This window comes from Alkalihalobacterium chitinilyticum, assembly GCF_029028005.1.
Taxonomy (GTDB): domain Bacteria; phylum Bacillota; class Bacilli; order Bacillales; family Bacillaceae_F; genus Alkalihalobacterium; species Alkalihalobacterium chitinilyticum.
In genome coordinates, this window is the sequence record NZ_JAOTPO010000002.1 from 239,044 (window position 1) to 254,568 (window position 15,525).

The window sequence follows — 15,525 nt, forward strand, 5'->3', positions numbered from 1 at the left end:
ATTGAGCCCTCGGTTTTTTAATGTAATTTAGTTTTTAATTCCTGCAGACGCTGTTCCGCTCTGTGAACGTCCATTTGTAATTGAGTAATTAATTTTAAATTTGCATCCAAACTCGCTTGTTTCCGTACATATCCAAATACATTCGGTTTGTGGTGCTTTAATAGTGACATTACTTCAATTGTTGGTAATGAATGTTTGGGGTCTTTAGTACGTAAGAAATAACGAATAAATTTTAAAAAATCTGGGACAGATGCCCGAGTGTCAGGAGCTTGTTTGATGAGGTCTTCAAATATGTTAATGCTATCTAGTAAACCTTTTGGCGGGTTCATAATGATCACTCCTTATAGCCTTTTTCATTATAGACAGAAGGAGTTGATAATGAAAGAATAACAATTTGGTAATAAAACTAATTTATGTTTAAATGCTTAAGAAAATTGCGACTTGACGGTTTGACCTTTAAAATATAAGTATACAGCTATGAGGGAGGCGTAATTTAATTATGAAAGTTTTATTATCTGGATTTGAGCCATTTGGAGAGTTTAAAGTAAATCCAACGTTAGAGATGGTAAAAGAAGTTCAAGAGCTAGGTGTAGAAGGAGTAGAAATAGAAATAATCGGTTTGCCAGTCGTTTATGGAAAATGTGTAGATCAACTCTTAGCTAAAATGGAAGAAGTTAACCCTGATGTTGTTCTGTCTTGTGGACTTGCGTTTGGACGAGCTGCAATTACTCCCGAACGAATTGGAATTAACATCCAAGATACTGCAGGGGAGGGTGATAAAGGAGATAATCAGGGAGATAAGCCGGTAGACCGCTCGATTATTACGGAGGGGCCAGATGGATTGTTTACAACGCTGCCCATCAGACTAATGGTAGAACGATTAGTTCAAGAAGGGATCCCGGCACAAATTTCAAATACAGCCGGTACATATATTTGTAATAACACATTATATGGAATTTTACATCATATGCATAAGAAACAACTCCAGATAAAAGCTGGATTTGTTCACTTTCCTGCTACTCCAGATATGGTCGTAAACCGTCCAAATGTTCCAAGTATGTCCATGAGTGATCAAGTAAGAGGTTTAGCACTAATGATTGAAGCGATTCGCGATTCACAAACAAACTAACTGAATATGACCGCTTTCTTTGCACTCTATTATATTACTAATGCATTGCCGCATTGGATAAATAGGGTGCTTTTATTTACCCGAAAAAAAGGCTTATTTAAATCTTCGGAGAGGTTTAGAGGTGAATAAACTAGGGAAGACAGAATGTAATACCAATGAAAATTAAGATTAGATAAAATTGGTCAAAATTGGACATTAAAAATGTTTGAATTATTTGAAAATTTAATGTAAAATAAAAAAAAGGAGGTAACTTCTATGAACAAATTTGCCATTGATAAAAAGCTTATGAAACAATTAGCCGCGATTCGTAATAAGAAGAAGCCTTCAGAAGAAATTCTGAATTCCCTGTATGCCCAAGCGATGCTTGAATATTCCATATACGAGTATCAGAAAAATGCAATTTGCAACCAAATTGATGAGGCACTAGAGGAAAAGGATGAAAAAAGATTTTTCGTATTATCAACACATTACAATGAGTTGTTGGATCGTTATCGTCCAGGAAAAACGTTGTTTGAAAAAGGGTATGAACTAAATATACAATTTGTTGATTAATTATAGCAGAGTGTCTTGTGCACTCTGCTTTTTTTGTTTTTTTTTATTAATAATTTGGTGAGGTAGCTACTGAGAAATAAAAATAGCACAGTTAAATTGACTGCAGTATCTTTTCAATTCCGCGGCGTGCACCGGATATATTTCTGGCGACAGGTCCAATTTCAAGTTCAGAAAGAGCACCAATGGCATACAACCCTTCATCCCATTGTAAGGAGTTGGACAATATCGGATAGCCACACGTACCACATCGCAGTTTGTGTTCTTCAATCGTTGAACTTAGCCATTCAATACCAGGCGGTGATTGATGAAAACCAGTTGCAAGAAGAATATGTTCACTTTTAACTGTATCACCAGACAGTAACTTAACTTCATTCATGGAGTCACTTATTTGCAGACCCTCCACTTCATCACGTAAAAAAGAGAGAGCGCCGCATTTTATTTGCTTACTAACTTTCGCTTTAAGGTCAAGGGGCAATGAACCTCTATGCCTGGCTTGACGAATTATATCCCGTCGTTTGTCATAACTCGAAACGGCTTGGAAGCGTCTCATTAATTTTGGACCTAGCCATCCTGGGTCCGAGTCAAACTGGTGGACTCGAAGGGAATGTCTTGAAATCTGAGTCACGTTTCCTGGAAGATGACGACTCCATTTGATGGAAGCATGAGCAGCAGTAATCCCACCACCGACAATCATTAAGGAATTAATAGTTTCTGGTACCTGGTGTTCACGGTCAAACACATGTGAAATAGACGCACCGTTTTCCTTAGCTGTAATCGCCCACTCAGGCCAGTATGGATGTTCACTTAATCCAATGGCTAATATTACATTTTTGCTTTCAAGCTGCTTCCCATCCTTTAGAACAACTTGCCAACTCTGGCTGTTTTTCTTTAATTGAACGACTCTTCCTTGAATCCAACTACTATATAGTCTAGTTTCTTGAAATAGATGCTCACAGTGAGTGTTAAAAAGATGTAAACCAGGTCGATCATAAGGTTTATAGAAAGCAGCGTAAGGCTTTCCGCTTGACGTTTTCGAAAACTTTTCGAGGTCAAAATGAGCGGGAGCCAGATGATGGATCGACGGGGAACGTAAATAAGGCATTTCAATAGTTGATGTACAATGATGCCACATTGTTAATGGCTTTTCATTTGGATCGATTATGGCTAAGTTTTCAATTGCAACTTTTTTCTGTTTTAAGAGATAAACCGCTGCGGTACAACCTTGAATACCACCGCCAATAATTAGCCAGTCAAACATGATGTAACCTCCAAAACTATAATCGTAATCATTACTATTTAATATACAAAAATACAGTTTATTATGCAATGTATTCTTTTATAATGGCCTAGAATATGGTACACTACAAATCGTAATAATTACGTTTTGTAGTGTAGTAAATAATTTTTTAGTGATAGTGAGGAGAAAGTGATGATCTTATCAGATAAGACGATATATGAAATGTTAAACAAAGGAGAGCTTTCGATAGAGCCTTTAGTGGATGGACAAGTGCAACCCGCTTCTGTGGACATTCGTTTAGGAACGCACTTTTTAAAAATTGATGAAAATGCCATCGAATCAATATCACTTGATAAAGAAGCGAAGTATATTGAATTTGAAAGCGATGAAGTCGTCATTCCACCAAACTCTTTTCTATTAGCTACAACGAAAGAATATATAAAGCTCCCAAATCATGTAACCGCATTTGTAGAAGGGCGAAGTTCCATTGGAAGGATGGGGTTATTCATTCAAAATGCCGGCTGGGTTGACCCAGGATTTGAAGGTGAAATTACTTTAGAGCTATATAATGCCAATCGACTTCCTATAAAATTGAAGTCTGGTCGTCGAATTTGTCAACTCGTTTTTGCACTAATGGATCAAGAAGCCAAAACCCCCTATCAAGGAAAATACCAAGGACAACGTCAAGCTGTTGGAAGTCGAATATATAAAGATATCGATTAGCGCTATTCAAAAACAGCGGGCCAAAGATAGGCCTGCTGTTTTTTGTTTCTAGTTGCCGCAGTGTTCAGTCGATGCAGATCTGTTTATCTTGCACACAATTTAGCTTCCTATGAGTTAAGTAAAATAGAGAAACTAGATTAAAGTACAGTTTTTCGTTGTTTTCCTAGCTTGAGTGGGGCGTCCAAACTTAACGGTTACTTGTTTTATGCAAATTTAGACTCTCTTTCCTTGACTTTGCCAGTAAGGGGCACGGAGTTCTGTTTTTAGTATTTTACCAGACGGATTTCGAGGCAAAGCTGAAACGAAGTCTACTGATTTCGGCTTCTTGTAACTAGCTAACCTGCCTTCACAGTAGGAGAGAATCTCTTCTTCGGTTAAAGAAACACCTTCTTTAGGGACGACAATCGCCTTCACAGACTCACCCCAAACCGGATCAGGGATACCGATAACAGCAACTTCTAAAATGCCTGCATGTGTATATAAAAACTCCTCAATTTCACGGGGATATATGTTAACACCGCCACTAATCAGCATATCTTTTTTTCGATCCACAATATAATAATAGCCGTCAGCGTCTTGGCGGGCCATATCGCCAACCGTAAAAAATTCACCATAAAAAGACTCTCGATTAGCTTCTTCATTTTGGTAATATCCATCTAATAAATAAGGAGCTCTAATATAAAGTTCACCAACTTCGCCAATAGCAACTGGATTTTTCTGTTCATCTAATAGCAAGCATTCTACTAGTGGAAACGGCTGTCCAACACAAGCATCTTTTTCTTTAATGTCTTTTGGCTTAATATTTAGCGTTATTGCGCTTTCTGTAGATCCATAGAATTCGTGAAGGTCAGTACCATTAAAATATTCTAGTATTTCATTTTTTGTTTGTGTAGGTAAGGGTGCTCCAGCCGAAATGAGTACACGCATAGTCTTGTGATTGTAGCTAGCTTTTGTTTCAGAAGGAAGGTTAAGAATAAAATTAAACATCGTCGGTGCCATAAAGGTATTAGTCACTTGATACTTTTCCGTTAATTGTAGAAATTCTTCGGCATCGAAGCTTTCTTGAATAACGACCGTACCCCCAACAAAGAGTTGCATCAGTAAGAATATCCATGGTGCTGCATGGTAGATCGGTCCAGCAACAATATGAATATCAGACTCATCAATTTTGTACTCATAAGCAGCAACTATTCCAGTAAGAACACGTGAACGATGTGAGATGACAACCGCTTTTGGTTTTCCAGTTGTCCCTGATGTATAGCCGTAATAAAAGGGATCGGTTTCGTCAATGTGTACTTGAGGTTCTTCTGAAGAACCAGACTGAAGGAATGCCTCATATTGATAGAATGGATAGTCGGCTTGACCATCTACGACAAGAAGTGTATCTAGAGCAGGAGTATAAGGGATAACGTTACGAACGATAGATTCATATTCACCAGTCGTTATGACAGCGCGGCATTCAGAATGGTTTAGAATATATTCAATATCCTTACTTAGTAAGCGGTAGTTAATGGGAACGAGGATGACACCAATTTTAGCTAGTGCACCAATGGTTTCAATATAACTAGAATGATTTTTCATCAGTACGGCGACTTTGTCACCTTTCTGAAATCCTCTTTTCGTAAAGGCATTTGCTAATTGATTTGTTCTTGTATTGAGTTCTTCGTATGTAAGTGTTTGATTGTGAAAGATGACAGCAGGTTTTTGGCAGAATTTAGAAGCATTTTGTTTGAAGAAAGAGCCGACAGTAAGCACAAACTCACATCCTTTTTAAACGATTATATAAACATTGTAACAAAATTCAGAAAATAACAAAATAAAAAAGGAAGGTCAAAATTGGTCAAAAAAGTAGTTGCCATTTATAGTCACTTGTTATATATTAAAATCAGTAAAAGGTCAAAGTTAGTCAAAGTCAAACATAAAAAATGACCACACTAAAAAGGAGTGATAAAAATGAAGTGTACAAAATGCCAAAGCCGTGAAGCGAATATTTTTTTACTAGTAGAAGTGAATGGTCAAAGAAAAGAATTAACGGTATGTTCTCCATGTTATGAGGAAATTCGTAAGGGAGCTAAAAGAGGTGCCATGTTTTCAACGTCTAACTTTGATTACGGTGCAAATAGCGACGGTGAGAATTGCTCAACAGGATCATGCAATGTCGAACCTGAAAAAACGAGTGTACTCAAACAATTTGGAAGAAACTTAACTGACATTGCTAAAACGGGAATGATTGATCCAGTAATAGGACGAGAAGATGAAATCGAACAAGTGACAGAAATCTTAAATCGCCGTAATAAAAATAACCCAGTCCTTATTGGGGAGCCTGGAGTCGGAAAAACAGCGATTGGTGAAGGTCTTGCCCTAAAGATTATTGAAGGAGATGTACCATCAAAATTACGAAATAAAGAAATCATATCACTGGATGTCGCTTCACTTATCTCAGGAACTTCTTATCGTGGACAGTTTGAAGAACGAATGAAGCAGCTTTTAGCTGAGTTAGAAGCAAACCAAAATACAGTTCTTTTTATTGATGAAATTCATCAGCTCGTTGGTGCAGGAAAGACAGAAGGTTCAATGGATGCAGGAAATATACTAAAACCTGCGTTAGCCCGCGGACAAATTCAAGTCATTGGAGCAACAACTCTTAAAGAGTACCGAGATATTGAAAAAGACGGCGCACTTGAAAGACGTTTTCAACCGATTATTGTCAATGAACCGTCTGTAGATGATGCGATTACGATATTAAAAGGATTAGCGCCAAAATATGAAGCTTACCACGGTGTAAAATACCCTGAAGAAGTCATTAAGACTTGCGTTGAACTATCACATCGTTTCATACAAGACCGCCAGCTACCAGATAAGGCCATCGATTTACTGGATGAATCAGGTTCAAAACGCAATTTAAAAGATGCGAACAATAAACAAGCAGATATTGAAGCAAGGCTAGAAGTTATTCAAAAGGAAAAAGTAAAAGCTGCTGAAAAAGAAGACTATGAAACAGCCGCGAAATTACGTCAAGAAGAACTACAATTAGAAGAAAAGCTGAAACATGCAGAAAACAATGACTCTGTGGTAACGGTTGAAGACATTCAACTTTTAATTGAAAAGAAAACGGGCATCCCTGTTCGAAAATTACAACAAAGTGAACAAGAAAAGCTAAGAAATTTACAAGTTCAACTCGCAAATAAAGTTATTGGTCAAGCCGAAGCTGTCGAAGCAGTAGCGAAAGCGATCCGAAGAAACCGTGCAGGCTTTAGTCGTTCAAATCGTCCGATTGCCTCTTTCATGTTCGTAGGTCAAACCGGGGTAGGAAAAACAGAGTTAACAAAAGTTTTGGCTGAAGAACTATTTGGAAATAGAGACGCTCTTATTCGATTAGATATGAGCGAGTATATGGAAAAACACACGGTTTCTAAATTGATTGGCTCACCACCAGGTTATGTAGGGCATGAAGAAGCGGGCCAGTTAACGGAACAAATTCGGAGAAAGCCTTATAGCATCGTTTTATTAGATGAAATGGAAAAAGCACATCCTGAAGTTCAACACCTCTTTTTACAAATTCTTGAAGATGGAAGACTTACAGACAGTCATGGGCGAACGGTGAGCTTTAAAGATACAGTTATTGTTATGACAAGTAATGCAAAACTTCTCGATCAGTACTTCAAACCGGAGTTTCTAAACCGAATTGACTCCACAGTTCACTTTAATAAGCTAGAAAAAGACCATCTAATGCAAATTGTTGATCTAATGCTCGAAGATGTGTATAAAAAAGCAGCAGAACAATCATTGAATATTGAAGTTACAAACGAAGCAAAAGAAATGATTGTAGAAAAAGGATACGATCCAAACTTTGGGGCTCGTCCTTTGAGAAGAGCAATCCAAGAAAAGATTGAAGATCTAATTGTCGATTTAATTATCGATGAGGAAGATGTAAAGGCTGTAAAAGTTGACGTAAAAGAAGAGCAGATTGTTGTGTGCAAAAAATAGAATTGGAATAGTAAAAAAATCGTATTGGATTACTCCAATACGATTTTTTATAGAGTTAACATGACTTGGTTGATTAAGCTCACTCTTACACTAGCTCCAAAGTGAGTATCATAATTAGAGGGGAAGCACCAACAGTCGTTGATGACCTCCAGTTTGAATGAAGAATAATTTGCTTTTAAGCTAACGACTATTTTATCAGTGCTTTCAGTTGCTCTAAGCCAACGAGCTCTTCCTTTTGCCAAGGAATGAGTACAGTTTGCTCAGCTAATTCTTCACTAACACGGTCGATCCACGTTAATTCAGAATTGGCGCGTTCAAAAAGAATAGGATCTCTTGTATCGGTACCATAGAAACTTTGATTAATGATCCACCATTTCGGAATGATATCTGCTCTCTTTAAATCAGCTTGAAGTCTAGAGGCTTCAAAAACTGGGGTTGCTTCTGGAAGTGTTACAAGAACTACCGTTGTTTCGTTTGGATCTTTTAATCGTGGTAATAGGGAACGAACCGATTCAGGCATGTCCCCGCTAGAACGTGTCACTTCACGATGATAGGATTCAGCAGCGTCTAATAGCAGTAAAGTATGACCAGTTGGTGCAGTGTCAACGACAACAAACGCATCTTGTCCCTTATGAACGACTTCTGCAAAGGCACGGAATACGGCAATTTCTTCGGTACAAGGAGATTCAAGGTCTTCTTTAATATAAGCGAGGCTATCTTCATCTAAATCATTTGCTACCTTGCTCAACACTTCTTGTTTATATTTCTCCACTTCGACTTGTGGATCAATTCGACTGACGGATAAATTTTCATAAGCAGTATGATTATTCAATATGAGTTGGATGTGAGCCGCTGGGTCGGTTGTGGTTAAATGAACTGGGAACCCTTTTTCAGCTAGACCAAGTGCGATAGCTGTAGCTGTCGTTGTCTTGCCAACTCCACCTTTACCCATTGTCATAATAACACCTTTCTCTTGTTTGGCAAGGCCTTCAATTAGTTCACTTAGCGGTGGAATAGCAGGCTTAGTACCTACTTCTCTTTTTAAAGTGTTTGGTGTTTCATTAGAAAATAACTTGGTTAACGAACTCATCCCTGTTAATGAAAATGGGACGAGTGGTAAATAAAAGGTCTCATGTTGAGCCATTTGTTCTGGCAGTGACTGTAATGCTTTTTGTTGCTTTGCATGTAATGCGTTAGCAATTAAATCATCTTCTTGTTTAGGTTGAAACACGCCATTGACGATAAATCTTTGATTACATATACCAATCTCCTTAAGCTCGATGGCAGCCCGAGAAGCTTCTTGTAATGAAGAATAATCTGGGCGGGCGACTAGGTAGATCGAAGTCTTGTCCTTATCAGATAAAACATTAACAGTTTGCTCATATAATGCCCTTTTTTCTTGTAGACCAGAAAGAGGACCCAAGCATGAAGCGCCGTGAGTACTCTCATCTAAAAAAGAACTCCAAGCCGTTGGCAATTGCAGTAATCGTAACGTATGTCCCGTTGGAGCCGTATCAAAAATAATATGATCAAAAGAGTTTGTTAGTTCACTGTTTGCAAGCACATTCGTAAACTCATCAAATGCTGCAATCTCGACTGTACATGCTCCAGACAATTGTTCCTCCATATTGGTAATCGCCGCTTCAGGTAACTTTCCACGATAGGGACCAATCACACTTTCACGATAAGTGGCAGCAGCCTGTTCAGGATCTAGGTTTGCTGCAAAAAGACCGGGGCAAGCTGAAAGTTCTAAAGGGTCTTGAGATAGTTCGGTTTCAAATACATCTTGCAGGTTGGAGGCAGGGTCAGTACTAATAATAAGAACTTTTTTGCCAGATTGTGCAAGATGAACAGCTGTAGCAGCAGCTGTCGTTGTTTTTCCAACACCACCTTTTCCGGTGAAAAACAAATATCTTGTATTGACAGCGACATTCGGCTGAAATGCTTCCATTTAAAAAACTCCTTTTTGATGAGCTTAATTATTTGATTTCTAAATCGATTTTAAATGATTTAGGTTTTGTAACGAATGTCTCGATTGGGAGCCCCGTCCATTCTGACAGCTCGGCTGCTGTAGGGTAGCTGCCTTTTTTCTTCAGCTCTCCATTAACGAGTGTAGCAGGTAAGGCATCGGTTCCTTCATCATCTAATAACTGGCTCACTACTTCGGTAGTTACATAAGGTTCGGCATTTTGAGATAAATTATAGCGAACAGCATCAATGTTGTTTTTTTGCAACGTATGAATATCTTTTGCAATTCGGATTAATTCAGGATCAACACTCGGTCCGCATACCCCAGTGGAACAACAGAGTGCTGGGTCAAAAATTTCAAGTTTTAACGACATATTTACATCTCCTTTACAAATAAATAAATTGACATATAAGTATATGCTTATATAATAATGGTTGTAGGTTAATTTTACAACGCTTGTATTGTGAAAAGTTTATGTCTTTATTTTCTCTAGAATTTCAATTGCTATTAAGGGAAAGGGGTACCGTTCATGAATGAATTATCTCAAGGGGTTGAAATAGATAAGCTAGCCAATGTTCTAAAGCTTTTAGGGGATAAAACAAGACTTACAATGATCGCACTCCTATTTGAAAGTGAATGCTGTGTGTGTGAGATGGTTGAAATTTTTGAAATGAGCCAACCGTCCATCAGTCAACATTTAAGGAAATTAAGAGATGCGGGATTAGTAAAGGAAAGAAGAAAAGGACAATGGATTTTTTATTCTTTAGATGAAACGAACACGTATTACCCTGTGATTGAAAGTTTGTTAAAGCACGTTCCATCACAAAGAGAGAAAATAGATCAATTGGAAGCGTGCGGATTACGTATTATTCAATGTGATTAACCATTTTAAAAGGAGAGAAGAAACGTGACACCCATTATTTTAGCAACAGTGATATTTCTATTCACGTTAACGCTAGTCATCTGGCAGCCGAGAGGGTTATCGATCGGGTGGTCAGCTTCGATCGGAGCAGCGTTAGCATTACTTGTTGGTGTCGTTGATTTTGGAGACGTATTAACAGTAACGGGCATTGTGTGGAATGCAACATTAACATTTATAGCGATTATTATTATTTCACTAATTCTCGATGAAATTGGATTTTTTGAATGGTCCGCGTTACATATGGCGAGATTTGCTGATGGTAACGGGGTCCGTATGTTCGTGTACGTAGCCTTGCTCGGATCATTGGTGGCCGCATTTTTTGCGAATGACGGAGCAGCACTTATTTTAACTCCAATTGTATTAGCGATGGTGCGGGCATTGAACTTCAAAGAAGCGATGATCTTACCGTTTATTATGGCGAGTGGATTTATTGCGGATTCAACGAGTTTACCTTTAATAGTAAGTAACCTTGTAAACATCGTCTCAGCCGATTTCTTTGGTATTGGCTTTGTAGAGTATGCAACTCGTATGGTCGTACCGAATTTGTTTTCACTTGCAGCAAGTATTATTGTTCTGTACTTGTATTTTAGAAAAGATATACCGAAACAGTATGATATGCATCAATTAAAGATCCCGCATGAAGCAATTAAAGATCATAAAATGTTTCGATTATCTTGGTTCGTCTTAGGACTTCTTTTAGTTGGTTATTTCGTAAGTGAATTTATTTCGTGGACGAATCCGGTGACTGGCCAAGTAGAACACTTCCCAGTTTCATTTATTGCAGGAGTTATTGCGATCTTCTTCTTAATTATGGCTAGAAGAAGTCCGGCCGTTAACACAACTTCTGTAATGAAAGGAGCACCGTGGACCATTGTTGTATTCTCAATCGGTATGTATGTCGTCGTTTATAGTTTACGAAATGTTGGACTAACAGATGTTTTAGCTCAAGTGTTAGATGCGAGTGCAGACCAAGGGTTGTTTGCAGCGACAATGTCAATGGGCTTTATTGCAGCGATCCTCTCATCCTTTATGAACAATATGCCAACGGTAATGATTAATGCGTTAGCGATTGCTGACACACAAGCGACAGGTGTATTGAGAGAAGCATTAATTTATGCAAATATAATTGGATCTGACCTTGGACCAAAGATTACCCCGATCGGTTCATTAGCAACGTTACTCTGGCTTCATGTTCTTGCTACAAAAGGAGTGAAAATTAGCTGGGGTTACTATTTTAAAGTAGGAATTGTCATTACAATACCTACATTGTTTATTACGTTACTAGGCTTGTACCTATGGTTATTACTAATAGGTTAAAGATATTTATAATTACACTAAAAATTTAAATTTAATTCTGAAGGAGTTTCAATCATGAGTAAACCAATTATCTATTTTCTTTGTACAGGGAATTCTTGTCGCAGCCAAATGGCAGAAGGTTTTGGAAAAAAATATTTAGGAGACAAGTGGGAAGTATATTCAGCTGGGATTGAGGCACACGGTGTTAACCCAAACGCAATCAAAGCAATGAAAGAAATCGATGTGGATATTACATCGCAAACTTCTGATATCATTGATCCTGAAATTCTTAATAAGGCAGATATGATTGTGACTCTTTGCGGTCATGCCAATGATGTATGCCCAGCGACACCGCCAAATAGAGAAAGAGTTCATTGGGGGTTTGATGATCCAGCTAAAGCAGAAGGAACGGAAGAAGAAAAGTGGGCTTTTTTCCAAAGAGTTCGTGATGAAATAGGCGAACGTATTCAGACGTTTGCAGAAACTGGAAAGTAATTATAGGAAAAACAACAAAAATAAGAAGCATCCTAACTTTTTGAAGAGTTTGGATGCTTTTTTATTCTTTGTTTATATCGTTTGAGAGGTTGCTCTTAACGGTGTCATTCATAAAATATACTCAGGATTACGTAAGATGAACGTAAGCATTTTGAAGAATTTTTTCTTTCATGACGTAAGTTTGAAAGACCATTTCAAGTGCAGTATCTTCACAGCCTACTTTTTCTTTCACATCTTCATACGTACCATGTAAAAATCGGTCCACTTCCAACAATTTTTTCATTTTCATAGCATTATAGCCCACAGTCATCACCTTTCCTTTATTATTCATAAATAAAATTAATTCCTTTACTTTTTGTAACTATTATTAGCATATGATGTCGAAATAGTCTATATATGTGATCAATATATTTGAAGAAAAATCCAATTAAAGACCACAAGAGAACATCAATAAGTATATGTATTATATATGTATTAGCTGTTAAAAGAAATGGTGAAAGGGTTTACAGTTTAAATTTATGTAAATTCGACACCAATTATGAAAAAAAGGGGCAATTGAAATATAAAGTTAATGTAAAAGTTATTTAAGGAAAACTTTAAAGCACAGAAGTTCTTCTAATTAAAAAAATGCGAATTTTTCCATAGACCACGCAAGAAATTATTTCAATATATCAATCGTATATATATAGGTAAAAATACTCAGTTAAACAAATCATTTAAAAAATTTAAACTTTTCACACAAAACTATTGAAAATTACAAAAACATAGTCGATAGTAGAATAAATGAAGCGATTTTAAAGGGGAAAGAAGTTGTTGTAGATTTTTGGATAGACATATAGAGGAGGTCGCTTAACTCAGTCGTTAGTCATTGGTATTCAATAATTAGGTCTAATGACTTGTGCTCATTGTCTTGAAAGGATTTTAAAACGATATTCTTGAAACCGCTTCATTTTTGGAGTGCTGTTAATAATAGGAAAATGAACACTAATGAGTTACAGCGCTATAGAGAGAATACATAAAAAAGCTGGGGGGACATCATGAAAAGTTTAAAAATGAAATTACTATTCGTCATGCTGCCGATCGTTGCAGTTGCATTAATCGTCGTAGCCTACATCAATCAGGATAAGGCAAAAGATTTCTTAGAAGTGGAATTTAATGAAAAATCAGAGATTAGTTTGGAGAATGCACAAAGATACATTAATCACTACTTTGAACAGCGAATTAGACAAGTTGAAGTAATGGCGAATACGGATACCTTAAAGTCTAATGACAGAGAAGATATTGTAAACTATATAATTTCAGAGTTTAATCGTACGAATGATTATGAAATGATTTTATATTCAGACCTGAAAGGAAATGCAATTTCACAAGGTCGAACGGAAGCTGACGTATCAAACCGTGATTATTTTATTGAAGTATTGGAAACCAATGAAACTGCAGTTTCAGAGCCAATCGTATCAAGGGCAAGCGGTCAACATGTAGTAGCCATTGCGGTTCCTGTTCATAATGGTCAAAGAAATGTTGGCGTAATTATAGCAACAATTCCAATCGGAGAAATTGTTCGATTAGTATCTGAATTACAAATAGGGGAAAATGGATATGCTTTTCTCGTTAACCACTTAGGAACAATTATCGCACATCCTAATCAAGAATTAATTGGTGAAGTAAACTTACTAGAAACAGATAATGAACAATTAGCTAGTATTGTTGCCTCCACCTTGCGAGGCGAACCTGGATCTGATCAGTTTATAGATAACGGGCTTGATAGTTTTGCCTACTATACGTTAATTCCAGCTACACAAATGGGGTTAATCATTTCCGCTCCCGTCAAAGAAATTACAGGTAATCTATCTTATTTAGCCATGCTTTCTTTTGTGACTACTGCAGTCGTACTGGGCTTTACGTTTATCATTATTATTATCTTTGCGAGAAGGTTAGTTACACCTATCCAAAGGCTTAGTGAACTAACGACAAAGGTTGCACAAGGAGATTTAACGATTGCTTCTGAATACGAGTCAAAAGATGAGGTCGGTACGCTTGGCTCCAACTTTAATGCTATGATCAAAAAAATTCAGGAACTATTATTACGTATCGAAAAAGTATCAACGACAGTAAAAACGTCGTCGGATGTAATGCTTATATCAAGTGAGGAAACGAAAAGTTCAGCTGAACAAGTAGCAGTAACGATTAATGAATTAGCATCGGGTACAACAGATATTGCAGATTCAGTTACGAATACGACAGATCGTATGAATACGATGCTGGATACGGTTAATAAAATTTCAAGTTATACAGATGATGTCATTGCAACATCATCTCAAAGTAAGGGTGTTGCTTTTAAAGGACAAGGTTCAGCAGAAGCTGCGATTGTCAGTATGAATGATATTCATCAATCCGTCGATCAAGCGAAAATGATCATTCGAAAACTAGACCAGCAATCGAGAGAGATTGGTAATATTATCGAAATAATTACAAACATTGCGGAACAAACGAACTTATTAGCACTCAATGCCTCTATTGAAGCAGCTAGAGCTGGTGAACAAGGTAAAGGCTTTGCTGTAGTTGCCAATGAAGTAAGAAAACTCGCTAATGAAACAAATGAGTCTGCAACTAGAATTGCAACGTTAATTCATGAAACCCAAGAAGAAAGCTCCCGTGCAGTTGAAGCGATTGAAGGCGGGTCTAATGTAGTACAAGACGGCAAAAAGACAGTACAAGAGGCCGGTGAAGCATTTCGTGAGATTGCAACTTATGTTGAGAGCGTATTGTCTAAAAACACACAAATTCACGATGCTGTTCAACAACTAACAACTATTGGCCAAGAGATTGGACAAGATATGGAAAGCATCTCTGCGGTTACCGAACAAGCTTCAGCAGGTGCACAGGAAGTAAGTGCCACAAGTTACGAGCAAGCAGAATCAGCACGAAAGATCGCGGGAGATGCACAAAGCTTAGCTGACTTGGCAGAAGAGTTACAAGATTTAATGAAACAGTTTAAAATCAATTAAATAGTTAGTAAACAAGAAAACAATTGATCCGCGCATAATAGACACATTAAAAGTAAAGAAAGACTTCCCTAAGAAACCCGGGAAGTCTTTTATCGGTTTCCGGGAAATCATTTGTTTGAAGCTTTAAATGTTTAAGAAGATTGTCTTGCTAAAAGGTTACAAATACATCAAACTTTTACCGTAATAAGCTAAAAAACTAAAAAAAAT

14 protein-coding genes are annotated in these 15,525 nt (G+C 37.3%); 8 read left to right on the forward strand and 6 right to left on the reverse strand.

What is annotated here, in order from left to right:
- Window positions 1–17 precede the first annotated feature (17 nt).
- A complete protein-coding gene (locus N7Z68_RS03845) occupies window positions 18–329 on the reverse strand; it encodes a hypothetical protein (protein ID WP_275117136.1) in 312 nt (103 codons plus the stop codon).
- Window positions 330–499: 170 nt separating this feature from the next.
- Between N7Z68_RS03845 and pcp the strand changes: the two genes are divergently transcribed.
- Window positions 500–1,129, forward strand: a complete 630-nt coding sequence (gene pcp, locus N7Z68_RS03850; RefSeq protein ID WP_275117137.1) for a pyroglutamyl-peptidase I — start codon at window positions 500–502, stop codon at window positions 1,127–1,129.
- 255 nt (window positions 1,130–1,384) lie between these two features.
- Window positions 1,385–1,681: an IDEAL domain-containing protein gene (locus N7Z68_RS03855; protein WP_275117138.1), complete on the forward strand. Its 297-nt coding sequence runs from the start codon at window positions 1,385–1,387 to the stop codon at window positions 1,679–1,681.
- Window positions 1,682–1,772: 91 nt separating this feature from the next.
- Here the strand turns inward: N7Z68_RS03855 and N7Z68_RS03860 are convergent, their stop codons facing one another.
- Window positions 1,773–2,939 (reverse strand): FAD/NAD(P)-binding protein, encoded by a 1,167-nt coding sequence (locus N7Z68_RS03860; protein WP_275117139.1) that lies wholly within the window; start codon window positions 2,937–2,939, stop codon window positions 1,773–1,775.
- A 171-nt stretch (window positions 2,940–3,110) separates the two neighbouring features.
- Here N7Z68_RS03860 and dcd point away from each other — a divergent pair, with 171 nt between their 5' ends.
- On the forward strand, window positions 3,111–3,641 hold the full coding sequence (gene dcd / locus N7Z68_RS03865; protein WP_275117141.1) for a dCTP deaminase: 531 nt from the start codon (window positions 3,111–3,113) through the stop codon (window positions 3,639–3,641).
- A gap of 213 nt (window positions 3,642–3,854) precedes the next feature.
- Here dcd and N7Z68_RS03870 read toward each other — a convergent pair whose 3' ends face one another.
- On the reverse strand, window positions 3,855–5,396 hold the full coding sequence (locus tag N7Z68_RS03870) for a class I adenylate-forming enzyme family protein (RefSeq protein ID WP_275117142.1): 1,542 nt from the start codon (window positions 5,394–5,396) through the stop codon (window positions 3,855–3,857).
- 198 nt (window positions 5,397–5,594) lie between these two features.
- Between N7Z68_RS03870 and N7Z68_RS03875 the strand changes: the two genes are divergently transcribed.
- Window positions 5,595–7,628 (forward strand): ATP-dependent Clp protease ATP-binding subunit, encoded by a 2,034-nt coding sequence (locus tag N7Z68_RS03875; protein WP_275117143.1) that lies wholly within the window; start codon window positions 5,595–5,597, stop codon window positions 7,626–7,628.
- Window positions 7,629–7,815: 187 nt separating this feature from the next.
- On the opposite strand, the gene arsA is transcribed toward N7Z68_RS03875, so the two are convergent.
- Together arsA and arsD are read right to left on the reverse strand one after the other, a co-directional pair.
- On the reverse strand, window positions 7,816–9,579 hold the full coding sequence (arsA, locus tag N7Z68_RS03880) for an arsenical pump-driving ATPase (protein WP_275117144.1): 1,764 nt from the start codon (window positions 9,577–9,579) through the stop codon (window positions 7,816–7,818).
- A gap of 28 nt (window positions 9,580–9,607) precedes the next feature.
- A complete protein-coding gene (gene arsD, locus N7Z68_RS03885) occupies window positions 9,608–9,970 on the reverse strand; it encodes an arsenite efflux transporter metallochaperone ArsD (protein WP_275117145.1) in 363 nt (120 codons plus the stop codon).
- Between the two features lie 156 nt (window positions 9,971–10,126).
- Between arsD and N7Z68_RS03890 the strand changes: the two genes are divergently transcribed.
- From N7Z68_RS03890 to arsC, 3 genes are read left to right on the forward strand one after another with little or no spacing between them, the layout of a single operon-like run.
- Window positions 10,127–10,480, forward strand: a complete 354-nt coding sequence (locus N7Z68_RS03890; RefSeq protein WP_275117146.1) for an ArsR/SmtB family transcription factor — start codon at window positions 10,127–10,129, stop codon at window positions 10,478–10,480.
- A gap of 24 nt (window positions 10,481–10,504) precedes the next feature.
- Window positions 10,505–11,836, forward strand: coding sequence for an arsenic transporter (locus N7Z68_RS03895; protein ID WP_275117147.1), 1,332 nt, complete (start codon window positions 10,505–10,507; stop codon window positions 11,834–11,836).
- A gap of 54 nt (window positions 11,837–11,890) precedes the next feature.
- Window positions 11,891–12,310 (forward strand): arsenate reductase (thioredoxin), encoded by a 420-nt coding sequence (gene arsC, locus N7Z68_RS03900; protein ID WP_275117148.1) that lies wholly within the window; start codon window positions 11,891–11,893, stop codon window positions 12,308–12,310.
- Between the two features lie 127 nt (window positions 12,311–12,437).
- Here arsC and N7Z68_RS03905 read toward each other — a convergent pair whose 3' ends face one another.
- Window positions 12,438–12,641, reverse strand: coding sequence for a hypothetical protein (locus N7Z68_RS03905; RefSeq protein ID WP_275117149.1), 204 nt, complete (start codon window positions 12,639–12,641; stop codon window positions 12,438–12,440).
- A 706-nt stretch (window positions 12,642–13,347) separates the two neighbouring features.
- On the opposite strand from N7Z68_RS03905, the gene N7Z68_RS03910 reads away from it, so the two are divergent.
- The gene (locus N7Z68_RS03910) at window positions 13,348–15,318 is read left to right on the forward strand and encodes a methyl-accepting chemotaxis protein (RefSeq protein ID WP_275117150.1); all 1,971 of its coding nucleotides are present in this window, start codon (window positions 13,348–13,350) and stop codon (window positions 15,316–15,318) included.
- Window positions 15,319–15,525 lie beyond the last annotated feature (207 nt).